The following is a 25,477-nucleotide window of genomic DNA, read 5'->3' as shown; positions in this document are numbered from 1 at the left end:
GGGCTCAGGTCTGGATGAACGCGCCCGGCTCGGCGACCTGCGGCGCGAGCGGCTCGCCCATCATCTCGCGCAGCGAGGACTCGATCATGTGCGACATGGCGTCGAGGGCCAGGTCGTTGGGGTCGGTGCCGAAGGGCTCCTCGATCTGGGCGCCCAGGGCCTCGAGCGCGAAGAAGGTGTAGGCGATGAAGGCCACGATCACCGGCGTCATGGGGCCGATCGCATCGACCAGTCCGAACGGGAGCAGCACGCAGTAGAGGTAGATGGTGCGGTGGATGATCACGGTGTAGGTGAACGGGATCGGCGTGCCCGCGATGCGCTCGCAGCCGCCCAGTGCGTCGGTGAGCCGCCCGAGCGGGCCTTCCATGGCCTGGACCAGCGCGGGCGCGATCCGCCCGGCCTGGCGCCGGTCGCGCAGCCACTCGCCGGCCATGAGCAGGAGCATCGCGGGCTTGTAGCGTGCCGGGCGCAGGCGGTCGCGGTCCTCGGCGCCAAGCAGGCGCTCGAAGTCCGCCGCCGGATCGGTCCGGCGCAGCTGGTGGCGCAGTGCATGCACGAAGGCGATCAGCCGCGCCGCCAGCAAGGACGCCTCCGACGGCGCGTCCGCCAGGGTGAGCGCCTGCCGCACCAGCGCCCGCGTGTCGTTGAGCACCATGCCCCAGAGCGTTCGCGCCTCCCAGTAGCGCGCGTAGCTGGTGCCGTTGCGAAAGCCCAGGAAGATCGCCAGGGTCAGGCCGATCAGCGAGAAGGGCACGAAGTTCAGCGGGATCTTCCACTGGAACAGCCGCCCGTGAAGCACGGTCACGAGGATCGCGAAGGCCGTGGTCGCCAGCAGCTGCGGCAGGATGTCGGGCAGCACCGATCCGCGCCAGACGAACAACAGGCGCAGCCAATGGGGTCGAGGCCTGACGATCATCGGGCGCGCGCCATGTCGGGCCGCACCGCTCTCGCCCGGTGCGCGGTCACCACCCCTGCTGCTGCTGGCGGCCGCCCTTGATGTTGCCGGCAATGCCGCCGGCGATGCCGCCGATGGCGGCACCCGTCCAACCGTCGCCGCCGGCGATCGCCGCGATCCCGGCGCCCGCCGCGGCGCCAATGGCCGCGCCGCTCATCGTTCCCTGCTGCTGCGGGGTCATGTTGGTGCAGCCCACGAGGAGCGTCACGCTGGCGATGCCCGCCATCCAAGCAAGCGATTTCATGAGGGCCTCCGTCATTTCTTTTGCAGTCCGGGAGCGGCCATCTCGAACCAGATGATGTCCAGTACCGGGCGCTTCAGCTTGGTCGGGTTGGCGGCATACCAGCGGTCGACGCCTTCGCGCACGCTGTCGAGGGTCTGGCCCTGCATTCCCCTGGCCATGCGCGGCACGATGCTCTGGGCGTCCGAGGGTGGCGTCGCGCCGCTGTAGGCGCGCTCGACCTGGACCATGTTGGCGACGCCGACCAGGTAGGCCTTCTTGACGGCATCGCTGGAGGTGGTCCATTGCTCGCCGTTGACCACGGCGATTTCGGCTGCGCGGCCCGTGCTCCATGCCATGCCGATGGCGAGTGCAAAGCTTGCGATCAGGGCCGCGCGTCCCGGAGGGGTCAGTGCTTTCATTGCATCTCCTTGAGGACTTCCCGCTTGCATTCTTCCTCGCAACAATGGCCGGTGCAAGGCCTTTCGACCATGAGCCTTCAGTGGTCGGGCTTGGACGCGAACAGGTTCAGGCCCATCCGCTCCGAGAGGTACTTGGACACCCGCTGGCCCTTGATGCTGTTGCCGGCTTCGTCCAGCGCCGGTGCGAAGGTGCCCAGGCCGCCCTTGCCCGGTATCACCGTGACGATGCCGCCGCTGACGCCGCTCTTGCCCGGCAGGCCGATCTCGTAGAGCCAGTCGCCCGAGAGCTCGTAGAGCCCGGCCGTGGCGAGCACCGCGAGCACCCGCTTGCAGACCGAGGCGTCGACCACCCGCTCCTCGGTGACCGGATTGACCCCGCCGTCGGCCAGCGTGGCGCCCATCACGGCGAGGTCCTTCGCGGTCACCTTCAACGCGCACTGCCGGGTGTAGATGTCGGTGGCCTCCAGCGCGTCGAAGTACATGCGGCCATAGCCCTCGAGCAGCTTGGCGATGCCTCGGTTGCGCAGGTTGGTGGCCGCCTCGGACTGGTAGATCTCTTCGTCGACCTCGAGCCTGCGGCCGGCGAAGCGCGACAGTCCATCCTGGATGAAGCGCCATTTTTCGTCGGCGGTCTCGCCCGGCGCCAGGCTGGTGGCCGCGATGGCGCCCGCATTCACCATCGGGTTCATGGTCCGGTCCTGGTTCAGCTCCAGGGCGATGACGGAGTTGAATGGCAGCCCGGTGGCGTTCACGCCCAGCTTCCGGCGCGCCTCCTCGGCGCCGATGGCCTGGCAGACCAGGGCGAAGACGAAAGGCTTCGAGACGCTCTGGATCGAGAACGCGTGCCCGGCATCGCCGACCTCATGGACCGAGCCGTCGACGCCGACGAGGCAGACGCCGAACAGGTCGCGCGGCACCTTGGCCAGCGCCGGGATGTAGTCGGCGACCGCGCCTTCGTCGATCGAGCGGTAGCGGCCATAGGCCTCGTCGACCAGCGCCTTCACGCGCTCGGGGGGCGGCAGGTGGCCGGTGGAAACCAGCGGCGGATCGGTCGGTTCGTCGAGCGGAATCGGCGTGTGCACAGGCTGGGTCCTCCGCGCGCAGCGTAGCACGGGCCATCACCCGCCGGCCCAATCCGAAGCAGAATCGGGCCTCACTCTTGGACTCTCGAAGGATGGACGAAATGGACGCGGAAGAACTCAACGCACGGCTCCGATCGCTCGAGCTGAGGGCCGTCGCCCAGACCGCGGCCCTCGCGGTCCTGCTCCAGGAGCAGCCCAACGCATCGGCGAAGCTGCACATGGTCGCCGAGCACCTGGTCGACGCGCCGCCGATTCCCTTGTCCGATGAAGACCTGGTCAAGGTCGCGGCCTACATCCAGGCGATGCTCGGCGGTCCCTGGATCGACTAGGAAGATGCAGGAGTCGCAAGCTGCCGGTCGAGCAGCACCGCGACGTGGACCGCCTCGCGCTGCGCGCCGTCGGCGATCTGGTGGCGGCAGCTGGTGCCATCGGCCACCACGATCGCGTCGGGACTACACCGCACCGCCGGCAGCAGGCTGGCTTCCGCCATCTGCATCGAGACCTCGTAGTGGGCCGCCTCGTAGCCGAAGCTTCCGGCCATCCCGCAGCATGAGCTCTCGATCAGCTCCGGCTTGGCGCCGGGAATCAGCTTGAGGACATCGAGGATCGGGCTCACCGCGCCGAAGGCCTTCTGGTGGCAATGGCCATGCAGCAGGATCGGCTGGTCCACCGCCTTGAGCGCCAGCCGGAACCGGCCCGCCTTCACTTCACGCGCGATGAATTCCTCGAACAGCAGCGCCTGACCGGCGACCTTGTCGGCCTTGGCCCCGAGCCCCATGACCAGCGTCTCGTCGCGCAAGGTCAGCAGGCACGAGGGCTCGAGGCCGACGATCGCAATGCCGGCTTCCGCCAACGGCACCAGCGCATCGATCAATGCACCGGCCCTGGCCCTGGCTTCGTCCACCATGCCATTGGCGAGGTAGGTGCGGCCGCAGCAATGATGACCGCGGTCCTTCTGAACCGTGTGCAGCAGGTAGCCGGCGGACTTGAGCACGCGCGCAGCGGCCCAGGCGTTCTGGCTTTCGAAGTTGCCATTGAAGGTGTCGACGAACAGCACCGCCACCTTGCGACCTTCTCGCGCCGCGGCAATGGCCTGCTCGCGGCTGGCGAACGTCGAAGCGTCGGCAGCGCGCCAGAAGGTGTCGCTGCGCCACACGGGCAGTGATCGCCTGGCGGAAAGGCCCAGCACCTTTTCACCGAGCCAGCGTGCAGCCGGCACGCTGTTGCGCAGATTGAGCAGCCACGGCACCCGGCTGGCCAGGTGGGCATAGTCCGGCAAGCGGGCGATGAGCCGGTCCTTGAGCGTGTGGCCGTGCTTCTTCTTGTAGTGCGCCAGGAACTCGATCTTCATCTTCGCCATGTCGACGCCCGTCGGGCAGTCGCGCTTGCAGCCCTTGCAGCCGACGCACAGGTCCATCGTCTCGTGCATGGCCTCGCTGGTGAAGGCGTCGGGACCGAGCTGGCCGGAGATGGCGAGCCGCAGCGTGTTGGCGCGGCCGCGCGTCAGGTGCTGCTCGTCGCGCGTCACGCGGTAGCTCGGGCACATCGTGCCGGCGTCGAACTTGCGGCAATGGCCGTTGTTGTTGCACATCTCGACGGCCTTGGCGAAGCCGCCCGTGAGGTCGCCGCCGGTGCCCGGCGCCGTGGTCGCTTCCGTCACCGGATCGGCCTGCACGTTCCATGCGGACCAGTCGAGAACCGGCGTGAGCGGGATGCGCCGGTAGGGCTTCGGTGCCGTCGCCGGTGCGAAGCGGAACAGCGCGCCGTCGTCCATCTTCGGCGGATCGATGATCTTGCCGGGGTTGAAGAGATTGATCGGATCGAGCTTCTGCTTGATGGACCGGAAGGCCTCGTTGATCGCCGGGCCGAACTGCCATTCGATCCACTCGCCGCGGCACAGGCCGTCGCCGTGCTCGCCGCTGAAGGCGCCCTTGTACTTGCGCACCAGCGCGCCCGCTTCCTCGGCGATGGCGCGCATCTTGGACCCGCCATCGGTGCGCATGTCCAGGATGGGCCGCACGTGCAGCGTGCCGACCGAGGCGTGGGCATACCAGGTGCCCCTGCTGCCGTGCCTCGCGAACACTTCGGTGAGGCCGTCGGTGTAGTCCGCCAGATGCTCGAGCGGCACCGCGCAGTCCTCGATGAAGCTCACCGGCTTGCCGTCGCCCTTGAGGCTCATCATGATGTTGAGGCCGGCCTTGCGGACCTCCCACAGGTTCTTCTGCGGCGCGTCGTCGCGCATCTCGACCACGCTGCCGGGCAGGCCGAGCTCGCCCATCAGGTCGACCAGGTCCTTCAGCCTGGGCAGCAGCGAGGCCTTGTCGCCGCCCGAGAACTCGACCAGCAGGATGGCGGCGGGCCGGCCTATGAGCGCGGTCTCGACCGTCGGCCTGAAGGCGGGGTTGGCGAGGCTCAGCTCGATCATCGTGCGATCGACCAGCTCGACCGCCGTGGGGCCCAGCTTGACGATGTGCTGCGCCGAATCCATGGCCGCTCGGAAGCTCGGGAAGTTGACGACGCCCAGCACCTTTGCGCGCGGCAGTTCCGCGAGCTTGAGCGTCAGGCTGCGGGTGTAGGCCAGCGTGCCTTCGGCGCCGATCAGCAGGTGCGCCAGGTTGACGCTGCCGTCCGTCGTGTAGGGCTTCTCGCTCTGGTTGTCGAAGATGTCGAGGTTGTAGCCGGCGACCCGGCGCATCACCTTGGGCCAGCGCGCGTGGATCTCGCCGCGGTGCTGGAGCACCAGCTGCCGCACATGCAGCGCGATGTCGCTGGCCCTCGCACCCAGGTTCGAGACCGGACCGAAGTCGACCAGTTCGCCGTCGGACAACCAGGCGCTCGCGCCGGCGACGTTGTGCACCATGTTGCCGTAGGCGATGGAGCGCGAGCCGCAGGAGTTGTTGCCCGCCATGCCGCCGAGCGTGGCTTGCGCGCTGGTCGACACGTCGACCGGATACCACAGCCCGTGCGGCTTGAGCTGCGCGTTGAGGTGGTCGAGCACGATGCCCGGCTCGACCGTGACGGTGCGGCGGTCGAGATCGAGATCCAGCACGCGCCGGAAGTGCTTGCTGTTGTCGATCACCAGCGCCGCGCCGGTGGTCTGGCCGCACTGGCTGGTGCCGCCGCCGCGTGCCAGCACCGGCACCTTGAGATCGCGCGCCACGTCGATGGCGGTCGCGATGTCGCGCTCGGTCTTCGGCACCAGCACGCCTACCGGCATGATCTGGTAGATCGACGCATCGGTCGCATAGCGGCCGCGCGATGCGTCGTCGAAGAGCACTTCGCCCTGGGTCTCGGCCGCCAGCCGCCTGGCCAGCGCCTCGCAGGTTTCGTTGGGAGGCAGGACCGTACCGGCGGGCTGCAGATGGCTGGCGGGCTCGATGCGCATGGGGTGGGCTTCAGGTCTTGGCCGCTGGGGCCCGTGGATAGATTTCGCCGGCGCGCAGGAGCTCCAGCACGGTGTCGCGCTTGCGGTTCAGGTGCTCGACCAGCACCTGCCGCATCGCGGCAGGGTCACGGGCGCCCAGGGCTTCGATCATTCGCTCGTGCTCGGCCACCGCGCCGGCCCACTTGGCTTCGTTCTGGTTGGTGCGAAAGCGCAGCGACTGCACGCGCGCATTGACCGCACGGTAGGTGCTGGTCAGCACCGGGTTCTTGGCCGCGTCGTTGATCGCCGCGTGGATGCGGGCGTTGATCCGGTAGTAGCCGGAGAGGTCGCGGCGCGCGAAGCAGGCCATCATCTCGTAGTGCAGAGCGCGCACTTCTGCCAGTTCGCCGTCGGTGATGCGCTGCGCCGCCAGTTCGCCGGACATGGCTTCGAGCATCGACAGCAGCTCGAAGGTGTTGACCACGTCGGCCTCGGTCAGCTTGACGGCCACCGCGCCGCGATTGGGCAGCAGGTCGACCAGCCCCTCCGCCGCGAGCAGCTTGATGGCTTCGCGCAGCGGCGTGCGCGAGACCCGCAACTGCTCGCACAACTCGCGCTCGTTGAGCTTGGCGCCGGGTGCGATCTGCCCTTCGATCAGCATGGTTCGCAAGCGCGACGCGACCTGGTCATGCAGCGCGAGGCGCGAGATTTCTATCACTTCAGCCATGGCTTCATTTCCCTTGAGATGCATTTTGAATGCAAATTCACGATGTATCAATCATTGTGCGTAGGGGATAACGATCATGATTTTTTGTGTTTTGAATGCAAAACTGAAAAGGAAAGGACGGCCCCATGCTTCAACTCGACTCCCATCCCACCGGCAGGCATTTCCTGCAGATCCCCGGTCCGAGCCCGGTGCCCGACCGCATCCTGCGCGCGCTGAGCCTGCCCACCATCGACCATCGCGGGCCCGAGTTCGGCGCCCTCGGCCGCAAGGTGCTGGCGGACATCCGGCAGGTCTTCAAGACGCAGCATCCGGTGGTCATCTATCCGGCCTCGGGCACCGGGGCCTGGGAGGCGGCGCTGTCGAACACGCTGAGCCCCGGCGACCATGTGCTGATGTTCGAGACCGGCCACTTCGCCTCGCTCTGGCAGAAGATGGCCACGCGCCTGGGCATCTCGACCGAATTCCTCGCCTATGGCGGAACGGACGACCACCTGCCTCAGGCAGCGGGCTGGCGCCACGGCGTGCAGGCCGACCTGATCGAGGCCCGCCTGCGCAAGGACACCGAGAAGAAGATCAAGGCCGTGTGCGTGGTCCACAACGAGACCTCGACCGGCGTCACCTCCGACATCGCCTCGGTGCGCCGCGCCATCGATGCGGCGGGTCACCCGGCCCTGCTGATGGTCGACAGCATCTCAGGCCTGGCGAGCGCCGACTTCCGCCACGACGAATGGGGCGTGGACGTGACCATCAGCGGCTCGCAGAAGGGGCTGATGCTGCCGCCGGGCATCAGCTTCAACGCCATCTCGCCGCGGGCGCTCGACACGATGAAGAGCGCGAAGCTGCCCCGGTCTTTCTGGGCCTGGGACGAAATCGTCGAGATGAACAAGGACGGCTACTGGCCCTACACGCCCAACACCAACCTGCTCTACGGCCTGTCGGAATCACTGGACATGCTCCTCGGCGAAGGGCTGGACAACGTCTTCGCGCGCCACCAGCGCTGGGGCGCGGGGGTGCGCGCCGCGGTGAACGCCTGGGGCCTGCCGATCCAGTGCGCCGACCCGGCCGTGTACTCGCCGGTGCTCACTGGCGTGATCACGCCCGAGGGCATCGACGCCGACGCGGTGCGCCGCCTCATCCACCAGCGCTTCGACCTGTCGCTCGGCACCGGGCTGGGCAAGCTCAAGGGCCGCATGTTCCGCATGGGCCACCTCGGCGACAGCAACGACCTGACGCTGGTCGCGATGGTCGCCGGCGTCGAGATGGGCCTGAAGCTCTCCGGCGTGAAGCTCGCCGGCAGCGGCGTGCAGGCCTCGATGGACTACTTCGCCGGCCACGCGGCGCCGGCCGCGCTGCAGAAGGCCGCCTGAGCGCCGGCTCGTCATTCAAAACAACGGAGACACCATGCAAAGACGTTCCTTCATCCAGGCCGCGGGCGCCGCCGCGGCCGCCCTGGGCGTGCCCAGCGTGTTCGCACAGGAATGGCCCACCGGCCCGGTGCGCATCGTGGTCGGCTTCCCGCCCGGCGGCGGCACCGACGCGCTGGCCCGCGTGGTCGCGCAGAAGCTGTCGGTGATGTGGAACCAGACGGTCATCGTCGAGAACAAGGGCGGTGTCGCGGGCGTGCTGGCCGCCGAGTACGTGTCGACCCAGCCGAGCGACGGCAGCACGCTGCTGATGGCGCACATCAACAGCCACGCGCTGGCGCCCAGCCTGCAGCCGAAGCTGCGCTACGACGTGCAGCGCGACTTCGTGCCGATCGTGCTGGTCGGCGTCACGCCCAACCTGCTGATCGCAAGCCCGACGCAGAAGGCCGTGACCGTGAAGGACATCGTCGCCCTGTGCGCCGCGGAGCCCGGCAAGGTGAGCTTCGGCTCGGCCGGCGCCGGGTCGGCGCAGCATCTGGCGCTGGAGATGTTCAAGCTCCAGGCCAAGGTCGATGCGCTGCACGTGCCCTACAAGGGCAGCGGGCCGCTGCTGGCCGACCTGATGGGCAGCCAGATCCAGTACAGCTTCGAGACCATGACCGCCGCGACCCCGCACGTGAAGAGCGGCAAGGTGATCGGCGTGGCGCAGACGCGGCTCAAGCGCGCCAAGGGCCATCCCGGCATCCCGACCATGCAGGAACAGGGCTTCGAGGGCTTCGAAGCCACCACCTGGTACGGCCTTGCCGGCCCCGGCAAGCTGCCGTCGGCCATCGCCGACAAGATCAACCGCGACGTCAACACGGTGCTGGCGATGCCCGATGTGCAGGAGCGCCTCGACACCTACGGCGCCGAGGACGGCGGCGGCTCGCGCGACAAGTTCGCCAAGTTCATCTCAAGCGAGATCGACAAGTGGGCGCGCGTGGTGCGCGACGGCAAGGTCAAGGTCGACGCCTGAGGATCGGCTGGCGCCGCGCTAGGGCTGATTCAACTGCGCGTAGGGCACGAAGGCGGCGCCGCCCCAGTTAGCCTGCAGCAGGACGCCCTTGTCGGTGAACTGGTAGGTGGAGACGAAGGGGTTGAAGGAGGTCGACATGTCGGCCGACGCGCCCGCTGTGTTCAGCTTCATGGTGGCGTCGGCCGATGCGGCGACGTCGGCGCCCAGCTTTCGGAACTGGTCGAACACCTCGCGGTTCTTGAACACCATCACCTGCCGGAAATCCTTGTAGCCGATGCCCGGCCCGGTACCGGCGCGCGTTGCGATCATGAAGGTGTTCGCCCGCGTCGCGTTGTCGACCAGCACGCCGGTGCCGCGCGCCCCGACGAAGAGAAGGACGTTGATCTGCGAGGAGTCGAACACCGCGTAGCCGACCGCCTTGGCCACTTCGTCGCGGGCCTCCGGCTTTTGCGCAAAGAGCTCTTCGAGCGTCCGGTCGCGCATGGCGAGGATCTCCGCCTTGGCTTTCGGGACTTCGGCAGCCGGCAGGGTGGGCTGCACCGAACTGGCACCTTGAGACGATCCTCCCGAGGCGCAGGCCGACAGCAGGACGGGCAGCAGGAAGAGCATCCAGGCAAGACGGTGCATGTCGAAGTCCTATGGAGCGAGCCAGAAGCGGCGGCTCGGGCGTGCCATTGTGCCGCGGCGGCGGATGGGGCGGGAGGCATTTCATCTCCGGACGAATGGCTTGCTATCATCGCTATTCACAAATTGAATAGCGATCGAGAGGAACCGACCATGACGATTTTCCCGAGGCTCCGCAGCGCGGCCCTGGTCGCGACGCTGCTGCTGGGCAGCGCCGCTTGCAGCGCGCAGGAATTGATCGTCTCCGCCGCTGCCAGCCTGACGAACGCCTTTCAGGCGGCCGGCAAGGCCTTCGAGCAAGCCCGGCCGGGCGCGAAAGTCGCTTTCAACTTCGCGGCATCGGGACCGTTGCTGGCCCAGATCCAGCAAGGCGCGCCGGTCGACGTGTTCGCGTCGGCCGACCAGGAGACCATGAACCGCGCGGCCAGCGCCAACCTGATCGCGCCGGCGACGCGGGTCGACTTCGCGGCCAACACGCTGGTGCTGATCGTGCCTGCGGCCTCGACCCAGGCCCCGAAGCAGCTCGGGGACCTGACGAACCCGTCGTTCCAGCGCATCTCGACCGGCACGCCGGCGACCGTCCCGGTCGGGCGCTACACCATGGAGGCGATCGACAAGGCCGGCCTCACGGCGCCGCTGCAATCGCGCTGGATCTATGGCGAGAGCGTGCGCCAGGTGCTCAACTACGTGGCCCGCGGCGAGGTCGATGCCGGTTTCGTCTACCGCACCGACGCGCTGATCGAGCCCGAGAAGACCCGCATCGTGCTGACGATCCCGACCATCACGTCCGTGACCTATCCGATCGCGCAGATCGCCAGCAGCAAGAACGCCGCCCTGGCCGGCGAGTTCATCGCCTTCGTGCGCAGCGCGCCGGGCCAGGAGATCGTCCAGCGCTACGGCTTCTCGAAGCCCTGACGCGGCGCCGGGCAGCACATGCACGCCTTGTTCGTCCCGCTCTGGCTGACGCTCAAGGTCGCACTGTTCGCCACTTTGATCGCCGCGGCCATCGGCATCGCGCTGGGATGGTGGCTGGCGCGCCGGCCCTTCCCCGGCCGCAGCGTCGTCGACTCGCTGCTGATGCTGCCGATGGTGCTGCCGCCGACCGTGATCGGCTACTACCTGATCGTGCTGATCGGACGCAACGGCATCCTCGGCCAGTACCTCGACCGCTGGTTCGGCATCAACCTGATCTTCACCTGGCAGGGCGCGGTGATCGCGGCCTCGGTGGTCTCGCTGCCGCTGGTCTACAAGGGCGCGCGGGCCGCCTTCGAGGAAGTCGATGGCCGTTTCGCCAATGCCGCGCGAACCCTCGGCGCCGGCGAGCTCGAGGTCTTCCTGCGGGTGTCGCTGCCGCTGGCCATCCGCGGCATCGCGGCCGGCGTCATGCTGGCCTTCGCGCGCGCCATGGGCGAGTTCGGCGCGACGCTGATGATCGCCGGCAACCTGCCCGGCAAGACCCAGACCCTGTCGATCGCCGTCTACGAGGCGGTCCAGGCGGGCAACGACCGCCAGGCCCTGTGGCTGACGCTGGTGATCTCGCTGGTCTGTATCGGGGTCCTCGTGGCCTCGGGCCGGCTGCTGCAGGCGAGGCATTGAGATGGCCGCGCTCGAAGTCCAGCTGCAGCTCACCTTGCATTCGCCCGACCGCAGCTTCGAACTGAACGTCGATTTCACCGCAGCGTCGCGGCGCACCGCATTGATCGGGCCATCGGGCTCCGGCAAGTCGACGGTGCTGCAGGCCATCGCCGGCCTGCTGCCCCAGGCGCGCGGCCGGGTGCGGGTCGGCGGGCAGGCGCTGCTGGACACACCGCGGGGCATCGACCTGCCGGCACGCGAGCGCCGGGTGGGCGTGGTGTTCCAGGACTATGCGCTGTTCCCGCACATGACGGTGGAGCAGAACCTGCAGTTCGGCCTGCGCCGCCTCGGCCAGCGCGTGGATGCCGGGCACGCACGGCGCGTCGACGCGCTGATCCGGCAGTTCGATCTCGCGAGCCTGCGCGGCGCGCTGCCGCGCAACCTGTCCGGCGGCCAGCGGCAGCGCGTGGCGCTGGCCCGGGCGCTCGCCATCGAGCCCCGCCTGCTCCTGCTGGACGAGCCGCTGTCGGCGCTGGATTCGCCGTTGCGCAAGCGGCTTCGACACGAGCTGGCCGAGATGCTCGAGCGCGTGCAGGTGCCGACGCTGCTGGTGACGCACGATCCGCAGGACGTGGAAGCGCTGGCGCAGGACATGATCTGTATCGACAACGGTCGAATCGTCGATTGCGACCCCCTTCCAGGAGCCGTTTGACATGCCGCTGATCCGATGGGCGCGAAGGCGTCCTGGTGCTGTTCGAGCGCGACGGCCAACCGCTCGACGAGCGCGAGGCTCGCATCGCGCTCATCTCCGCGGCCGACCTGAAGACCGGCCCTCGGCACGTGCGCAATCTGAAGCGCATCGAGGTGCGCCCGCTGAACTGACGGCTCAATCTCGCCTGGCTGGCGCGGCGTCGAGGAGCTGCTTGAGTTCCGCCTTCCACAACTTCGCCATGCCGGTGGTGCCATGGCCCCGGGTGTCCTCGCTGGCGGGTATGAGGAACAGGCGGGCATTCTTCACCCGCTTGAGCTCGCGCTCCATGATGCCCAGCTCCGGCGGATTGCGTTCGTCGTCCGCCGAATTGATGGCCAGCAGCGGCGCCCGGATGCGTTCGAGGCCGGCCGAAGGGTCGTAGTCGCCCGAGGACTCCCACTGGTAGAGAAAGTCGTTCGCATCGGCCGTGAAGGGAGCGGCCAGCCGGCCATCGAGCAGCTTGTCGGCCGCCTCCCGGGTCGGGGCCAGCTTCTGGTAGGCCTGCGAGCCGCCGCTGGTGGCGATGCCGAAGAAGGCGTTGGCGGTCTTCAGCGCCGTCGGCTGGACCGTGTAGTTGCCGCCGTTCCATGCCGGGTCGTTGCGGACGCTGTCGATGATCAGCCGCCGCATCATCCAGTTGCGGCTGGCCATGGCCGTGGGCTGGGACGCCATGGGCACCAGCGCGTCCATGAAGTCGGGATACCGGACGCCCCAGATCCAGGTCTGCATGCCCCCCATCGAGTTGCCCAGCACCAGCCGCAGGTGGCGAATGCCCAGGCCCTCGGTCACCAGCCGGTATTGCGCGAGCACCATGTCGTCGTAGTCGTACTGCGGGAACTTCGCGCGCAGCCCGTCGGAGGGCTTGGACGACTTTCCGTGACCGAGGCCGTCCGGCAGGATGATGAAGTATTTGCTCGCGTCCAACGGCTGGCCCGGGCCGAAGAGCTCGCCGCCGAAGGCGGCCGACAACATGCTCGCACCATTGCCGGCGGTGCCGTGCAGGATCAGCACCGCTTCGTTCGACGGCGAGCCGATCGTCGTGTAGTGCAGCTTCAGGGCCGGCATGACCTCGCCGGTGTGGAAGCGGAAGTCGCGCGCGACCCAGTCGCCCTCCCGGGTTGCGGGCGGGTCCGCCGCCAGCGCGGTCGCGAGCCCGGCCAGGGTGAGCAGCAAGCCGCCTGCGATGCCACGCAGCGTTCTGAAGAGTGCCATGCGAATGTCTCCGTTCTGGTTGTGTCTGGTCCGGCGGCGAGCCTATTCGCAAAGCCGCGGCTTGCCAACGGCATCGGGCCCGATGCCTCAGTGCACCGCGTCGTCGACGCTCCAGTTCGCATAGACCGCCGCCGGAAGGTCCGGCGAACCCACCTGCGCAAGCAGGTCGCGCACCCGGTCCTTGACGCGCGCCAGCACCAGCTCGGCCCGGCGCGCGCGGACGAAGGCGGCGAAGTCGCACAGGGCCTCGATGGTGGTGGCGTCCAGGTCGGGCGACTCCTCCAGGCTCAGCACGAAGCGTTGCAGGCCGGGCGTGGCGTCGATGCGGTTGCGGATGCTCGCGAACACCGCCTCGGCGTTGCCGAAGAAGAGCGGCACCTCCGGCCGCGCGATCAAGGTGGCGGGCGGCACCACCGCCTCGGGATGGCGCGCCGTGTCGACGTAGTCGTGGCTCTGGCCGAGCCGGCCGAGCCAGCTGACCGTCGTGCGGGCGAAGCCCCGCAGCAGCAGCAGCAGGCTCACGCCGATGGCGGCCAGCAAGCCGTCGAGCACGCCGAGCAGCAGCACCGCGACCACCGCCACGATCGAGATCAGCCGGTCGCGCCGCCACCTGAAATACGGCTTGAGCACGGTCGGGCTCAGGCTGTGGCTGACGGCGTGGATCACGATCGCGGCCAGCAGCGGCTCGGGAATGTGCGCGATCCATGGCAGCAGGGTCAACACCGCGAGCAGCACCACCAATCCGGCGATGGCGCCGGCCGCACGGCTCTGCGCCCCGGAGGACTCGTTGGCCGAGGTCGCCGAATAGCCGGCGCCCACCGGCATCCCTTGCAGCAATCCGGCGCCGATGTTGGCGACGCCCAGCGCCAGCAGGTCGCGGTTGATCGACACGTTGTCGCCGTGCCGCAGCGCGAAGGTGCGGATCGAGCCATAGGATTCGGCATAGAGGATCAGCGCCACGGCGAAGGCCAGCTCGCCCAGGCGCAGCCAGTGCGCCCGGTCCAGCGTCGGAAGTGCCGGCTCGCCGAGCCCGATCACGATCGGCCCCACCGGCGACACGCCCCAGGCCTGGCACCAGCCGGCGCGGTCGAGCAGGATGCCCGCGACGATCACGAGCAGCGCCGCCGGCACGGCGCGCCAGCGCGCCAGCGCCCGCATCAGCACCAGCGCGATGGCCGCCATCGCGGCGCCGGCCAGGTTCCACTGCCGCCAGCCCGCCGCCAGCTCCGCGACCAGCGGGAAGAAATCGCCATGCCCCGGATGGACCACCAGCACCTTGGGCAGCTGCTTGACAACGATCGTCAAGGCCAGGCCGAGGGCGAAGCCGCGCAGCACCGGCTTGGCGATCAGGCTCGAGACCGCCCCCAGCTGCGCCAGCGCCGCCGCCACGAAGAACGCGCCGGCCAGCAGCACGACGCCGACGCTGAGCGCGGCGCGGGTCGCCGGATCCACCGCGCCCATGGAATTGGTGGCCGCCAGCAGCACGGTGGCCGAGGACGAGGTGGCCGACACGATCGCGAAGCGGCTGCTGCCGAGCAGCGCGTAGACGAACAGGCCCACCAGCAGCGCGATCACGCCCGCCTGCGGCGGCAGCCCGGCCAGGCCCGAGTAGGCCACGGCCTCGGGCAGCAGCAGGCCGGCGATCGAAGTGCCGGCCACCAGGTCGGCGAGGCGGGTGGGTGCCTTCATCATGGCCTGCGGTGCCTGTTGCGCCACGCCTGCGGCGCGCAGCCGAACTGGGCGCCGAACCAGCGCGAGAAGGCGCTGTGGCTGCCGTAGCCCAGCATGACGGCGATCTGACCCATGTCGTAGCGCGGGTTGGCCAGGTAGCGTTGCGCGAGCTCGCGGCGCACCTGGTCGAGCAGTGCCGTGAACGACAGTCCCTCGGCGTCCAGCGTGCGTTGCAGGGTGCGCATGCTGCGGCCCAGCCCCTGCGCCACGCCGGCGCAAGTGGCGCGACCCGAGGGCAGCAGCAGGTAGATGGCGCGGCGCACCTGTTGGGCGGTGCTGGCGTCGCGGTTGCCGAACTGGGTGTCCACCAGCGTCTGGGCGTAGCGCGCCAGCGCGGGGTCGGCCAGCAGGTTGGGCTCGTTCAGGTCGGCCGCCTTGCAGACGATGCCGTTGAACTCCGCGTCGAACTCCACGCGGCAGGCGAACAACCGCTTGTGCACGGCCAGATCCTTCGGGGCCGAGTGGCCGAAACACACGCGTTGAGGCCGCCAGCGCTCGTGCAGCAAGGCCGCGCAGGTGCGGTAGAGCACGCCGATCGCCAGGTCCACCGACTGCGGCATGGGCCCCGCGGCCACGATGTCTTCGCGCAGGATGACCATGCTGCCGGCATCTTCCATCTGGATGGCGAGCGACTCGTTGAGCAGGTGCGAGTAGGCGATCAGCGTGGCCAGCGCCTGGCGCAAGGTGGCCTGGTGCAGCAACAGCAGGCTCAGCACGCCGAAGTGCGACAACTGGCGCGATTCGGCCATGCGCAGGCCGAAGGTGTCGCACTGCGTGGCCGCGGCGGCGTCCTCCACCAGTTGCGCGGCCACCGCGGCCTCGATGAGCTGGTCCGGCTCGCGAACCAGCGCTCGCCGCAGGCCGGCGCGGCGCAGGGCCCGGTCGGCGTCGCCGCCCAGGGCGTGCATGACCTCGGCAAAGCCGGTCAGGGCCGCTGCTCGCACCAAAGTCACCATCTGCGGCCCCTCCTGGGGAAACCCGAACTGGCACGAAGAGTACAGCCGGTGGCACGAAATGCAAAGCGTGGAAGCCCGCTCGTTCCTACAGTTGCGCCCACTGGACGACAGATCCAATCCCGATCCTCCCGATGGAGACAACGATGCGTATCGAACCACTGACTGGCGCCATTGGCGCAGAAGTCTCAGGTGTCAGCCTGGCCGACGCGGCCCATGACGCCGGCCTGTTTGCCGAGATCAGGGCCGCGCTGCTGGCGCACAAGGTGGCGTTCCTGCGCGGCCAGGATATCGCCCGCGCCGACCACGTGGCCTTCGCGCGCCGCTTCGGCGAGCTGGAAGACCACCCCGTCGTCGGCAGCGATCCCGACCACCCCGGCCTGGTGCGCATCTACAAGTCGCCCGAGAGCCCGGCCGAACGCTACGAGAATTCCTGGCACGCCGACGGCACCTGGCGCGAGGCCCCGTCCATGGGCGCGGTGCTGCGCTGCATCGAGTGCCCGCCGGTGGGCGGGGACACCATGTGGACCAACATGGCGCTGGCCTACGAGAAGCTGCCTGCGCACATCAAGGACCTGATCGCCCCGCTGCGCGCGCGCCACAGCATCGAATGCACCTTCGGCGCGGCGATGCCGATCGAGAAGCGCCACGCGCTGCGCGCCCAGTACCCCGACGCCGAGCATCCCGTGGTGCGCACCCACCCCGAGACCGGCGAGAAAGTGCTGTTCGTGTGCGGCTTCGCCACGCACTTCACCAACTTCCACACCGCCGCCAATGTGCGCGTCGGACAGGATTTCGCGCCGGGCTCGGCGCAGCTGCTCCAGTACCTCATCAGCCAGGCCGCGATTCCGGAGTACCAGGTGCGCTGGCGCTGGAAGCCCAACGATGTCGCCATCTGGGACAACCGCGCCACGCAGCACTACGCGGTGATGGACTACGCCCCCTGCCATCGCCGGATGGAACGCGCCGGAATCATCGGCACCCCCACCGCCTGACCCCTACCCCCAAGGAGAAACCACCATGAACTTCCTCGACGGCCACCTGTTCCCCGAGAACATGCAACCCCTGATCATCACCGCCGCGCCCTATGCGCCTTCCTACGTGCCCTCGGATTTCCCCGGCGAAATCGCGGTGACGATGGAAGAACAGATCCAGATGGCGGTGGACTGCTACGACGCCGGCGCCACGGTGCTGCACCTGCACGTGCGCGAACTGGACGGCAAGGGCAGCAAGCGGCTGTCCAAGTTCAACGAACTGATCGCCGGCGTGCGCGCCCGCGTGCCGGACATGATCATCCAGGTCGGCGGCTCGATCAGCTTCGCCCCCGAGACGGATGGCGCAGCGGCCAAGTGGCTCAGCGACGACACGCGGCACATGCTGGCCGAACTGGACCCCAAGCCCGACCAGGTGACGGTGACCATCAATACCGCGCAGATGAACTTCCTGGAGCAGTTCGACCACCGCGACGTGCAAGGCAGCTCGCTGGAAGACCCGGTGGTCTTCAACGCCTACAAGGAAATGACCGTGCCCGCGCAGCCCGGCTGGGCCGAGGAGCACATCCGCCGCCTCACCGCCGCGGGCATCCAGAGCGAGTTCCAGTGCTACAACCAGAACAGCCTCGAATCCGTGGAGCGCCTGATCCGCCGCGGCGTCTACAAGGGCCCGCTGGTGCTGAACTGGGTGGCCATCGGCGGCGGCATGGATTCGCCCAACCTCTACACCCTGGCCAACTTCGTGCGCGGCGTGCCCGATGGCGCGGTGCTGACGGTCGAAAGCTCGGTGCTCAACACGCTGCCCGTGAACATGTGGGGCATCGCCGCGGGGCTGCACGTGCGCACCGGCACCGAAGACAACCTGTGGAACCAGACCCGCACCGCCAAGATCGGCACCGCCAAGCAGATCGAGCAGCTGGTGCGCATCTCGGGTGAGCTGGGCCGCCCGATCGCGACGGCGAAGCAGGCGCGCGAGATCTGCCGTATCGGCGTGTTCTACGACACGGCGGAAGAAGCGCTGGCCGCCAACGGCTTCGCACCCAACGCCCCTGGCCGCCAGCAGGGCTTCCTGCGCAAGGCCGCATAAGAAATACATCCCTAGGAGACAACCCCATGCAACCCCGTTTTTCCCTTGTTGTCGCCGCCGCTGCCCTCTTGTGCACGAGCGCCGCGATGGCCTTCACCGACAAGCCCGTCAAGCTCGTGGTGCCCGCCCCGCCGGGCGGCACCATCGATGTGTTCGCCCGCATCATCAGCGACCAGCTCTCGCAAGAGATCAACCAGCCCGTGATCGTTGAAAACAAGCCGGGCGCGGGCGGCGCGGTGGCCATCAAGTACATGCTCTCGCAGCCTGCCGACGGCCAGGTGCTGCTGGTCAGCGTGACCAACGTGCTGACCGAATCGCCGCACGTGGTCAAGAGCGGCTTCGACCCGCTCAAGGATGTGAAGCCCATCGCGGAGATGGCGCGCTCCTACATGCTGTTCATTGCCGCGCCGCAGTTCCCGGCCAATGACGCGAAGGAAGCCATCGCCTACGTGAAGGCCAACCCCGGCAAGGTTTCGGTGGCCTCCTACAGCCCCGGCACCTCGTCGCAGTACGCCAGCGCCATCCTGAACAGGAAGGCCGGGCTGGACATGGAGCACGTGGCGTTCGCCGGCTCGGCCCCTGCGCTGGCCCAGGTCATGGGCAACCAGATCCCGCTGATGTTCGATGGCTCGGTCACCTCCAAGCCGATGATCGCGGCGGGCAAGGTCAAGCTGCTGGCCGTGGCCTACAAGAGCCGCATGCCCGAATACCCGAACGTGCCCACCATGGCGGAGCTCGGCTACCCGGAGGTGAACTTCAGCAACTGGAGCGGCGTGTTCGCCTCGTCGCAGACGCCCCCGGCGCTGCTGGCCAAAATCCACGCGACACTCACCAAGATCAACGCCTCGCCCGTCGTGCGGGCGCGCTACGCCAGCACCGGCTTCGAGCCCATCACGGAATCGCGCACGCTGGAGCAGGCCGCCGAGGACGTGCGCACGGAATACGAGCGCAACGGGGAGATCGTGAAGGCCTTCGGCATCAAGTTGAACTGACTCGGAAGGGCGTGGCGCCTGTTCGACCCTCCTCGCCCGTCAGGCGCCGAAGACCAGCAGCAAGTTGTTCGCGGGCATGTCATGGCGCTCACGCAGGGCCAGCCCGGCCCGGCGCGCCTCTGCCGCCACCTCGTCCAGGTGGCGGATGCCCCAGGCGGGGTCGCGGGCCCGCAGGCTCTGATCGAAGGCCAGGTTGCTCGGCGCCGGCGGAACATCCGCTTCGAAATAGGGGCCGTAGGTGATCAGCAGTCCGCCCGCCACCAGGTGCCGCGCGGCGCCTGCCATGAGGGCGGCGCACGCCGCAGCCGGCGCGATGTGCAGCATGTTGGCGCAGTAGATGACGTCGAAGCGCTGGCCCGCATCGTCCCGCGGCAGCCATCGGGGCGACATCACGTCCAGCAGCAGCGGCGGCCTGAGGTTGGCCAGCCCCGACCGGGCCACCCGCTCGGCGATCGCGGGCAGCATCGCCGCGTCCGCGTCGCTGGGCTGCCAATCCCATTGGCCGAGTGCCGCGGCGAACCACGCGGCATGCTGGCCGGTGCCGGAGGCGATCTCGAGGGCGGCACCGCGCTCGCCGAGGACGCGGCGCAAGACGTCGAGGATGGGCTGCTTGTTGCGGTCGGCGGCCGGGCTGCTGGGAAGGTCTGACATCCTGGTCGGGCGATCGGCCATCTATTGCCGGGCCATCGCCATGTGCAGGGCATCCTCCGGCGCGATCAGATGGTCCACGCTCTCCGCGGCATCGGCGATGGCGAGCTGCACGCCCTTGACGCGCCCGTTGAACGCGTTGTCCTTCGGTCCGTAGTCGGGGGACACCGGCGCGCCGCTGTCTTCGCCCACATCGCAGCCGTCGTCCGCCGAGAAGATCATCGCCTGGGTCATCGGAAGGGAACCCTCGCCGACCTTCTGGCCGTCGACGAACAAGCTCACCTCACCGCCCTTGCCGAGACCGCCGCCGGCGTAGGCGAACTCCATGCGCACCTGATGCTCGCCGGAAGGCAGCGGCTGCGCGGACTCCACGAAATAGTGGTTCACCCCCGCCACGTTGTAGCAATACTTGAGCTTGCCCTGATGCGCGTAGAGGCTCCAGCCGCCGATGTTCGCGCCCTGGGCGATGATCACGCCGCGCGCGCCGGAGTCAGGGACCTCGATCTGGGCGGTGACCGAGTGGGACTTGTTCTTGAGGTTGAGCACGCAGTTCTCCGACAGCCGGCTCATGCCGCCGAACAGCAGCTGCGTCTTTCCCCTGATCAGGACGGGCCGGCCGGCGGTGTCGGGATTCATCTTTTCGACCACCCGGTCGTCGATGGGCAACACCTTGTAGCGCGATGCCTCGATCAGCCACAGGCGCTGCAGATCGTGCAGCTTGCCGGGCATCTGCTTGGACAGGTCGCGGGCCTGGCTCCAGTCCTTGGTCGTGTCGTAGAGCTCCCAGACGTCGTCGTCGAGCGGCACGGTCTTGCGACCCACGAGGACCCACGGCGTCCCGTGCTTGGTGACGGCCGTCCAGCCCTTGTGATAGATGCCCCGGTTGCCGAACATCTCGAAGTACTGCGTCTCGTGCCGCTCCGCCGCATTCGCGTCGTTGAAGGTGTACAGCATGCTGACGCCCTCGAGCGGGTCTTGCGGCACGCCGTTGACCTCGACCGGCTCGGGCAGGCCTGCCGCCTCGAGGATCGTCGGCGCGATGTCGATCACGTGGTGGAACTGCGAGCGCAGCTCGCCCTTGGCCTGGATGCCCTTCGGCCAATGGACGATCGTCCCGTTGCGTGTGCCGCCCCAGTGGGACGCCACCTGCTTGGTCCATTGGTAGGGCGTGTTCATCGCGTGGGCCCAGCCCACGGCATAGTGGTTGTACGACTCCGGGCCACCCAGCTTGTCGTAGCGGGCCATCAGGAACTCGGGCGTTTCGAGTGCGGCCAGTCCGTTGAAGTTGGCCATCTCGTTGTAGGCACCGTTCAAGGTGCCCTCGGCGGAGGCCCCGTTGTCGCCGACGATGTAGTAGACGAGCGTGTCGTCGAGGATGCCGAGCCTCTCGAGGCTGTCGAGCAGGCGGCCCACATGATGGTCGGTGAACTCCATGAAGCCTGCATAGACCTCCATCTGACGGCGCAGGATCGGCTTGAGCGCTTCCGGCATCGCGTCCCATGCGGGGATTTCCTCGTGCCGTGCAGTGAGTTCGCAATCGGCCGGGATCACGCCCAGGGCTTTCTGCCGGGCAATGGTTTCCTCGCGCAGCCGGTCCCACCCCTGGTCGAACTTGCCCTTGTACTTGTCGGCCCACTCCTTGGGTACGTGATGGGGTGCGTGCGTGGCGCCGGGCGCGAAGTAGGCGAAGAACGGCTTGTCGGGCGCCAGCGCCTTCTGCTGCCCGATCCATGACATGGCCTTGTCGGTCATGTCCTCCATCAGGTGATAGCCCTCCTCGGGGGTCTTCTTCGGCTCGACCGGATTGGTGCCTTCATACAGGCTCGGATACCACTGGTTGGCTTCGCCGCCGACGAATCCGTAGAAATACTCGAAGCCGCCACCGCCGGTGGGCCAGGCGTCGAACGGGCCGACCGAACTCGTCTCCCACACCGGCACCTCATGGCATTTGCCGAACTGCGCCGTCGAGTAGCCGTTGAGCTTGAGCGTACGGGCCAGGGGGGACATGGAGTTGGGAAGCACCGAGCTGTAGCCCGGGGCCCCGGTGGCGATTTCGGTGATGCCGCCCATGCCGCAGGAGTGGTGGTTGCGCCCGGTCAGCAAGGCCTGTCGCGTGGGCGAACACAGCGCGGTGGTGTGGAAGCGATTGAACTTCAGGCCGGCGGCGGCCAGCTTTTCGGCATTCGGCGTCTGGCAAGGGCCGCCGAAGGCACTGGACGAGCCGAAGCCGGCATCGTCGATCAGGATGATCAGCACGTTGGGCGCGCCCCGGGGTGGGCGCAGTTGATCGATCGGCGGAAAGCGGGTGTCGGGGTCGCGCGCGTCGTAGGTGATCAGGCCGGGCCTGGACGTGTTGCGCATCGGCAGATGCGTACGAATTCGCGCTTCATCCAAATCCTGCTTGTTCGGCTTGGCTTGAGTGCTCACGACCTTCTCCTCGATGGATTCGATGGAGCGTTTTCACATCCGGACGCGCCCGCCCCTGGCGCCTCCGCTTTCGGGTGGAGGCGAAAGCGTACGCGAAACCCGTCCCGCCCGCCACAGGAAATTCCGGCCGCATCGCGGACGCCGACGGCTTCAGCCGAAAGTGAACGCGTAGGCCTGGGCCCCACCGTCGAGAAACTCGATCTCGAACAATCGATCGCTCCCGGCTTTCTGCTGGCGCACCAGCTGATAGAGCTTCTGGGCCTCGATGGTCCCATAGCCCTGTTCGTCGGTGTCCGCCCCGTGGTCTCCGAGCGGCGCCTTGCCATCGACCCGCACCCGGAAGCGCACCGGCTTGCCATCGGCGGCGGGGCCGAGCACCAGGTGCAGGTCGCGCGCCTGGAAGCGGTAGGCGATGCGGCCGTTCGCGCCGTTGGACACGGCGCGCTCGGGCTCGACGGTCCAGTCGCCGGCCAGCGCCCACTGGTTGGTGCGCAGGGAGGCGGGAATCTGGTAGCCATGCGCGCGACCGCCCGCGAAGCCGCCAGGCGATGCAAAGCCGCTCGCACGCGCGGTGCCCACATAGGTCTCGTTCGACATGGCGAGCTCCGGGCCGGGGGCCGCCTGGGTGCCCTGCCCCTTCGGCACGACCCCATCGGACGGCAGGTCGCGCTGCCCCGCTTCGCCCAGCAACTGCCGGATGATCTGCTCGGCCTTCTGGTAGCCGCCCTCGCCGAACTGGTGATGCCGGATGCGGCCCTCGGCATCGATGAAATAGAACGCCGGCCAGGACTGGTTGTCGAAGCGACGCCAGATCTTGAAATCGTTGTCCAACGCCACCGGGAAGTCGATGCCCAGATCCCGGGTCGCCGTGCGCACATTGGCAGCGCGCTTCTCAAAGGCGAACTCGGGCGAATGCACGCCGACGACGACGAGGCCCGCTTCCTTGTACTTCTGCGCCCAGGCACGAAGGTAGGGCAGCGTGCGCAGGCAGTTGATGCACGAATAGGTCCAGAAGTCGACCAGCACCACCTTGCCGCGCAGCGACTCGGGGGTCAGCGGTGGCGAATTGATCCATTCGGCCGCACCGGCCAGCGACGGGAAGTCGCCCTCCACACCCAGCCGGCGCAGCGGCGCTATCGAGGGCTCGGGCGTCGCAGCGGCCGTGCGCACCAGGCCCGCGTCTTCGTCTTCCTGCCGGGCGCTTGTCTCGGCGGGTGTCGGCTGCAGCTTCGGCATGCCGATCTTCTCCAGCAATGCCTGCTCCAGTGCCGATGTGGTGCCGACCGAGAGCCGGGCGAGCAGGCCGGTGTCCAGCCCCAGCGCGATCGCGCCCACGCCCACCAGCACGGCCGCACCGGCCGTGCGGCGCAGCCATTCGCCCGTGTGCAGCGAACGCTTCATGACCGAGATCAAGCGGCCACCGAACAGCAGCGCCGCGGCCAGCGAGGTGCTGGCCCCGGCCGCATAGGCCAGCAGCAACAGCGAGGCCCCGACGCTGGCACCGTTGAGCGCTGCGCCGGTCAGAATGAGCCCCAGGATCGGCCCCGCGCACGGCGCCCACAACAGCCCGGTGCCGACGCCCAGCAGCAGCGCCGAGAACACCGAGGTCTTGGCCGTCGGGCCGTCGTGCTGCGATTCGGCCAGCCGCAGCCCCAGCGCCACCAGGGGGCGGCTCAGGCGCTCGGCCAGGCTCGGGACCAACAGCGTCGCGCCGAAGAGCGCGAGCATCGCCATCGCCGCATAGCGCCCGTATTCGTTGAGCGTGACCACCCAGCCGCCGCCCACCGCCGCCAGCGTTGCGATGGCCGCGAAGGCGATGGCCATGCCGGTCAGCATCGGCAGGCCGTGCGAACGGAATGGCCGGTCGGCCCGTGCGAATACGAAGGGCAGCACCGGGAGGATGCAAGGGCTCAGGATCGTGAGCACCCCGCCCAGATAGGCGATGAGAAGGATCAACATGGTTCAATACGAAGCAAGGGGTCGGGTCGGCAGGGTGAGGCGTGCCTCCAGGCCGCCTTCGGGACGGTTTCGCAGCTCCAGTACGGCGCCCATGGCCATCGCGAGCTGGTGCGCGATGGCCAGGCCCAGGCCGGTGCCGCCGGTGCTGCGGTTGCGCGAGCTCTCGACGCGGTAGAAGGGCTTGAGGACGGCGTCCAGCTCGTCGGGCGGAATGCCGGGGCCGTTGTCGACCACGGCGATGACGAGTTCATCGTTGCCGGCCTGCACTCGCAGGCGCACATCGCTGCCGAAGCCGAGCGCGTTGTCGACCAGGTTCATGACGATCCGGCGCAGCGCATTCGGCCGGCCCACGATGGGCGCGCCGGCGCGTCCCTCGAGGCGCACCCGCTGGCCGGCGTCTTCGTAGTCGGCCACCATGCTTTCGAGCAGTGCGTCGGCATCCATGCGCAACGGCGGCTCGGTGGCGCCGTGCAGGGTGCGCGCATAGGTCACGCCTTCGCGCACCAGCGAATTCATCTCGTCGAGGTCCTGGCGGAACTTGACGCGGTCGTGTGCATCGTCCATCAGGTCGGTACGCAGCCGCATCCGAGTGATGGGGGTCTGCAGGTCGTGCGAAATGGCCGCGAGGATCTTCACCCGCTCCGACATGTAGCCGCCGATCCGCTGCTGCATGGCATTGAAGGCGCGCGCGGCGTGCGCCACCTCGGTAGGGCCTTCTTCGTCGAGCTTCTGCGCCTGGAGGTCGGGGCCCAGGTGGTCCGCCGCGGCGGCCAGGTCGGCCAAGGGCCGCGTGACCAGCCGCACAGCGAACCAGGCGCAGGCGGCCAGCACCAGCAGCTGCAGCGCCAGCACCCACGGCACCCAGGGCGACATCGGCATGCCCACGCGCATGGCGTGGACCACCACCGACGCGCCGTCGCTCAGCCGCACCTGGATCTGCAGGCCTTCGGGCGGCTGGCTCACCTGTGCGACCTTGACGATCTCGAACGGCCGCATCGCGTCGACCAGGGTCTTGGCGAATTGCTGCGACTGCCGGGATCGGGGATCCACCCCTTCGGCCCGGCCGCCCAGAACGAAATGGTAGTTGCGCCGTTCCAGCCGCTGGAGCCAGCCGGGCCGTTCGGCCGCGGGCAGACGATCGAGAACGGCGACCGAGCTGGCGATGTCGCGCTCGATGCCGGCGATCATCAGCTCGCGCATGGCCGTGTCGCGTTCGTAGCGGATGGCGGCGAAAGTCAGCAGCTGCGCGATCGCCAAGCCCACCACGATGACCAAGGTCACGCGGGCAAACAGGGTGCGCGGCACCAGGCGGCGCAGGAGGGCGCCGGTGCCGCTGCGAGCGGCGGGACTGGAAGCTGTGGCCATTGACGCGTTTAT

The 25,477-nt window shown here is 68.4% G+C and carries 24 protein-coding genes; 10 read left to right on the top strand and 14 right to left on the bottom strand.

Annotated elements, in window-relative coordinates; all coding sequences use genetic code 11:
• Positions 1–4: 4 nt before the first annotated feature.
• From AC1DF3_RS04670 to glsA, 4 genes are all read right to left on the bottom strand, one after another.
• Positions 5–916: a bestrophin family protein gene (locus AC1DF3_RS04670; RefSeq protein ID WP_478138961.1), complete on the bottom strand. Its 912-nt coding sequence runs from the start codon at positions 914–916 to the stop codon at positions 5–7.
• Between the two features lie 46 nt (positions 917–962).
• Positions 963–1,199, bottom strand: a complete 237-nt coding sequence (locus AC1DF3_RS04665) for a glycine zipper domain-containing protein (protein WP_286525782.1) — start codon at positions 1,197–1,199, stop codon at positions 963–965.
• Between the two features lie 11 nt (positions 1,200–1,210).
• On the bottom strand, positions 1,211–1,597 hold the full coding sequence (locus AC1DF3_RS04660) for a hypothetical protein (protein ID WP_286530556.1): 387 nt from the start codon (positions 1,595–1,597) through the stop codon (positions 1,211–1,213).
• A 77-nt stretch (positions 1,598–1,674) separates the two neighbouring features.
• On the bottom strand, positions 1,675–2,679 hold the full coding sequence (gene glsA / locus AC1DF3_RS04655) for a glutaminase A (protein ID WP_286530557.1): 1,005 nt from the start codon (positions 2,677–2,679) through the stop codon (positions 1,675–1,677).
• 101 nt (positions 2,680–2,780) lie between these two features.
• Between glsA and AC1DF3_RS04650 the strand changes: the two genes are divergently transcribed.
• The gene (locus AC1DF3_RS04650; protein WP_286525778.1) at positions 2,781–3,008 is read left to right on the top strand and encodes a hypothetical protein; all 228 of its coding nucleotides are present in this window, start codon (positions 2,781–2,783) and stop codon (positions 3,006–3,008) included.
• Here the strand turns inward: AC1DF3_RS04650 and AC1DF3_RS04645 are convergent.
• Together AC1DF3_RS04645 and AC1DF3_RS04640 are read right to left on the bottom strand one after the other, a co-directional pair.
• On the bottom strand, positions 3,005–6,064 hold the full coding sequence (locus tag AC1DF3_RS04645; protein ID WP_478138960.1) for an FAD-binding and (Fe-S)-binding domain-containing protein: 3,060 nt from the start codon (positions 6,062–6,064) through the stop codon (positions 3,005–3,007). The genes AC1DF3_RS04650 and AC1DF3_RS04645 overlap by 4 nt on opposite strands.
• Before the next feature lie 10 nt (positions 6,065–6,074).
• Positions 6,075–6,770 (bottom strand): GntR family transcriptional regulator, encoded by a 696-nt coding sequence (locus tag AC1DF3_RS04640; protein WP_478138959.1) that lies wholly within the window; start codon positions 6,768–6,770, stop codon positions 6,075–6,077.
• A gap of 125 nt (positions 6,771–6,895) precedes the next feature.
• On the opposite strand from AC1DF3_RS04640, the gene AC1DF3_RS04635 reads away from it, so the two are divergent.
• Positions 6,896–8,137 carry a pyridoxal-phosphate-dependent aminotransferase family protein gene (locus tag AC1DF3_RS04635; RefSeq protein WP_478138958.1) on the top strand — a complete coding sequence of 414 codons (1,242 nt, stop codon included), beginning with the start codon at positions 6,896–6,898 and terminating at the stop codon, positions 8,135–8,137.
• A 34-nt stretch (positions 8,138–8,171) separates the two neighbouring features.
• Positions 8,172–9,149 carry a Bug family tripartite tricarboxylate transporter substrate binding protein gene (locus AC1DF3_RS04630; RefSeq protein WP_286525771.1) on the top strand — a complete coding sequence of 326 codons (978 nt, stop codon included), beginning with the start codon at positions 8,172–8,174 and terminating at the stop codon, positions 9,147–9,149.
• Positions 9,150–9,167: 18 nt separating this feature from the next.
• Here AC1DF3_RS04630 and AC1DF3_RS04625 read toward each other — a convergent pair whose 3' ends face one another.
• Entirely contained in the window at positions 9,168–9,776 is a 609-nt protein-coding gene (locus AC1DF3_RS04625; protein WP_478138957.1) for a lipid-binding SYLF domain-containing protein, read from the bottom strand.
• Between the two features lie 150 nt (positions 9,777–9,926).
• Between AC1DF3_RS04625 and modA the strand changes: the two genes are divergently transcribed.
• Genes modA through AC1DF3_RS04605 form a run of 4 tightly spaced genes read left to right on the top strand, consistent with a single transcriptional unit; the run spans position 9,927 to position 12,230 of the window.
• Positions 9,927–10,688 carry a molybdate ABC transporter substrate-binding protein gene (gene modA, locus AC1DF3_RS04620; protein WP_478138956.1) on the top strand — a complete coding sequence of 254 codons (762 nt, stop codon included), beginning with the start codon at positions 9,927–9,929 and terminating at the stop codon, positions 10,686–10,688.
• An 18-nt stretch (positions 10,689–10,706) separates the two neighbouring features.
• Positions 10,707–11,369: a molybdate ABC transporter permease subunit gene (gene modB, locus AC1DF3_RS04615; protein WP_286530585.1), complete on the top strand. Its 663-nt coding sequence runs from the start codon at positions 10,707–10,709 to the stop codon at positions 11,367–11,369.
• Between the two features lies 1 nt (position 11,370).
• A complete protein-coding gene (locus tag AC1DF3_RS04610) occupies positions 11,371–12,060 on the top strand; it encodes a sulfate/molybdate ABC transporter ATP-binding protein (RefSeq protein ID WP_478138955.1) in 690 nt (229 codons plus the stop codon).
• Between the two features lie 35 nt (positions 12,061–12,095).
• Entirely contained in the window at positions 12,096–12,230 is a 135-nt protein-coding gene (locus AC1DF3_RS04605) for a hypothetical protein (RefSeq protein ID WP_286530587.1), read from the top strand.
• Between the two features lie 4 nt (positions 12,231–12,234).
• On the opposite strand, the gene AC1DF3_RS04600 is transcribed toward AC1DF3_RS04605, so the two are convergent.
• From AC1DF3_RS04600 to AC1DF3_RS04590, 3 genes are all read right to left on the bottom strand, one after another.
• Positions 12,235–13,311: an alpha/beta fold hydrolase gene (locus AC1DF3_RS04600; protein WP_478138954.1), complete on the bottom strand. Its 1,077-nt coding sequence runs from the start codon at positions 13,309–13,311 to the stop codon at positions 12,235–12,237.
• Between the two features lie 87 nt (positions 13,312–13,398).
• Entirely contained in the window at positions 13,399–15,000 is a 1,602-nt protein-coding gene (locus AC1DF3_RS04595) for a SulP family inorganic anion transporter (RefSeq protein ID WP_478139115.1), read from the bottom strand.
• Positions 15,000–15,998: an AraC family transcriptional regulator gene (locus tag AC1DF3_RS04590; RefSeq protein WP_286530590.1), complete on the bottom strand. Its 999-nt coding sequence runs from the start codon at positions 15,996–15,998 to the stop codon at positions 15,000–15,002. Before AC1DF3_RS04590 ends, AC1DF3_RS04595 begins: the two co-directional genes overlap by 1 nt.
• Before the next feature lie 143 nt (positions 15,999–16,141).
• Here AC1DF3_RS04590 and AC1DF3_RS04585 point away from each other — a divergent pair, with 143 nt between their 5' ends.
• Genes AC1DF3_RS04585 through AC1DF3_RS04575 form a run of 3 tightly spaced genes read left to right on the top strand, consistent with a single transcriptional unit; the run spans position 16,142 to position 19,066 of the window.
• A complete protein-coding gene (locus tag AC1DF3_RS04585) occupies positions 16,142–16,990 on the top strand; it encodes a TauD/TfdA dioxygenase family protein (protein ID WP_478138953.1) in 849 nt (282 codons plus the stop codon).
• Between the two features lie 25 nt (positions 16,991–17,015).
• Positions 17,016–18,074, top strand: coding sequence for a beta-keto acid cleavage family enzyme (locus AC1DF3_RS04580; protein ID WP_286530592.1), 1,059 nt, complete (start codon positions 17,016–17,018; stop codon positions 18,072–18,074).
• A gap of 26 nt (positions 18,075–18,100) precedes the next feature.
• Complete coding sequence (locus tag AC1DF3_RS04575) at positions 18,101–19,066, top strand: Bug family tripartite tricarboxylate transporter substrate binding protein (protein ID WP_478138952.1); 966 nt, start codon at positions 18,101–18,103, stop codon at positions 19,064–19,066.
• A gap of 39 nt (positions 19,067–19,105) precedes the next feature.
• On the opposite strand, the gene AC1DF3_RS04570 is transcribed toward AC1DF3_RS04575, so the two are convergent.
• The 4 genes from AC1DF3_RS04570 to AC1DF3_RS04555 all read right to left on the bottom strand — a co-directional run bounded on the left by AC1DF3_RS04570 (position 19,106) and on the right by AC1DF3_RS04555 (position 25,465).
• On the bottom strand, positions 19,106–19,717 hold the full coding sequence (locus AC1DF3_RS04570) for a DUF938 domain-containing protein (protein ID WP_478138951.1): 612 nt from the start codon (positions 19,715–19,717) through the stop codon (positions 19,106–19,108).
• Positions 19,718–19,738: 21 nt separating this feature from the next.
• Positions 19,739–22,141: an arylsulfatase gene (locus AC1DF3_RS04565; protein WP_478138950.1), complete on the bottom strand. Its 2,403-nt coding sequence runs from the start codon at positions 22,139–22,141 to the stop codon at positions 19,739–19,741.
• Between the two features lie 150 nt (positions 22,142–22,291).
• Positions 22,292–24,100 carry a cytochrome c biogenesis protein DipZ gene (locus tag AC1DF3_RS04560; RefSeq protein WP_478138949.1) on the bottom strand — a complete coding sequence of 603 codons (1,809 nt, stop codon included), beginning with the start codon at positions 24,098–24,100 and terminating at the stop codon, positions 22,292–22,294.
• A 3-nt stretch (positions 24,101–24,103) separates the two neighbouring features.
• Positions 24,104–25,465, bottom strand: a complete 1,362-nt coding sequence (locus AC1DF3_RS04555) for an ATP-binding protein (RefSeq protein WP_478138948.1) — start codon at positions 25,463–25,465, stop codon at positions 24,104–24,106.
• Positions 25,466–25,477 lie beyond the last annotated feature (12 nt).

Source organism: Variovorax sp. 10N432 (assembly GCF_056394465.1).
This window is presented reverse-complemented; position numbering and strand designations above follow the sequence as displayed.

What these genes read in the sequence shown, in the direction of transcription:
- AC1DF3_RS04645 (WP_478138960.1), bottom strand. Translation starts at nt 6,064, where the DNA reads ATGCGCATCGAGCCCGCCAGCCATCTGCAGCCCGCCGGTACGGTCCTG.
- AC1DF3_RS04595 (WP_478139115.1), bottom strand. Translation starts at nt 15,000, where the DNA reads ATGAAGGCACCCACCCGCCTCGCCGACCTGGTGGCCGGCACTTCGATC.
- AC1DF3_RS04650 (WP_286525778.1), top strand. Translation starts at nt 2,781, where the DNA reads ATGGACGCGGAAGAACTCAACGCACGGCTCCGATCGCTCGAGCTGAGG.
- AC1DF3_RS04670 (WP_478138961.1), bottom strand. Translation starts at nt 916, where the DNA reads ATGATCGTCAGGCCTCGACCCCATTGGCTGCGCCTGTTGTTCGTCTGG.
- AC1DF3_RS04580 (WP_286530592.1), top strand. Translation starts at nt 17,016, where the DNA reads ATGAACTTCCTCGACGGCCACCTGTTCCCCGAGAACATGCAACCCCTG.
- AC1DF3_RS04585 (WP_478138953.1), top strand. Translation starts at nt 16,142, where the DNA reads ATGCGTATCGAACCACTGACTGGCGCCATTGGCGCAGAAGTCTCAGGT.
- AC1DF3_RS04600 (WP_478138954.1), bottom strand. Translation starts at nt 13,311, where the DNA reads ATGGCACTCTTCAGAACGCTGCGTGGCATCGCAGGCGGCTTGCTGCTC.
- AC1DF3_RS04575 (WP_478138952.1), top strand. Translation starts at nt 18,101, where the DNA reads ATGCAACCCCGTTTTTCCCTTGTTGTCGCCGCCGCTGCCCTCTTGTGC.
- AC1DF3_RS04640 (WP_478138959.1), bottom strand. Translation starts at nt 6,770, where the DNA reads ATGGCTGAAGTGATAGAAATCTCGCGCCTCGCGCTGCATGACCAGGTC.
- AC1DF3_RS04555 (WP_478138948.1), bottom strand. Translation starts at nt 25,465, where the DNA reads ATGGCCACAGCTTCCAGTCCCGCCGCTCGCAGCGGCACCGGCGCCCTC.
- AC1DF3_RS04560 (WP_478138949.1), bottom strand. Translation starts at nt 24,100, where the DNA reads ATGTTGATCCTTCTCATCGCCTATCTGGGCGGGGTGCTCACGATCCTG.
- AC1DF3_RS04625 (WP_478138957.1), bottom strand. Translation starts at nt 9,776, where the DNA reads ATGCACCGTCTTGCCTGGATGCTCTTCCTGCTGCCCGTCCTGCTGTCG.
- AC1DF3_RS04665 (WP_286525782.1), bottom strand. Translation starts at nt 1,199, where the DNA reads ATGAAATCGCTTGCTTGGATGGCGGGCATCGCCAGCGTGACGCTCCTC.
- AC1DF3_RS04610 (WP_478138955.1), top strand. Translation starts at nt 11,371, where the DNA reads ATGGCCGCGCTCGAAGTCCAGCTGCAGCTCACCTTGCATTCGCCCGAC.
- AC1DF3_RS04630 (WP_286525771.1), top strand. Translation starts at nt 8,172, where the DNA reads ATGCAAAGACGTTCCTTCATCCAGGCCGCGGGCGCCGCCGCGGCCGCC.
- AC1DF3_RS04635 (WP_478138958.1), top strand. Translation starts at nt 6,896, where the DNA reads ATGCTTCAACTCGACTCCCATCCCACCGGCAGGCATTTCCTGCAGATC.
- AC1DF3_RS04590 (WP_286530590.1), bottom strand. Translation starts at nt 15,998, where the DNA reads ATGGTGACTTTGGTGCGAGCAGCGGCCCTGACCGGCTTTGCCGAGGTC.
- modA (WP_478138956.1), top strand. Translation starts at nt 9,927, where the DNA reads ATGACGATTTTCCCGAGGCTCCGCAGCGCGGCCCTGGTCGCGACGCTG.
- modB (WP_286530585.1), top strand. Translation starts at nt 10,707, where the DNA reads ATGCACGCCTTGTTCGTCCCGCTCTGGCTGACGCTCAAGGTCGCACTG.
- AC1DF3_RS04570 (WP_478138951.1), bottom strand. Translation starts at nt 19,717, where the DNA reads ATGTCAGACCTTCCCAGCAGCCCGGCCGCCGACCGCAACAAGCAGCCC.
- AC1DF3_RS04660 (WP_286530556.1), bottom strand. Translation starts at nt 1,597, where the DNA reads ATGAAAGCACTGACCCCTCCGGGACGCGCGGCCCTGATCGCAAGCTTT.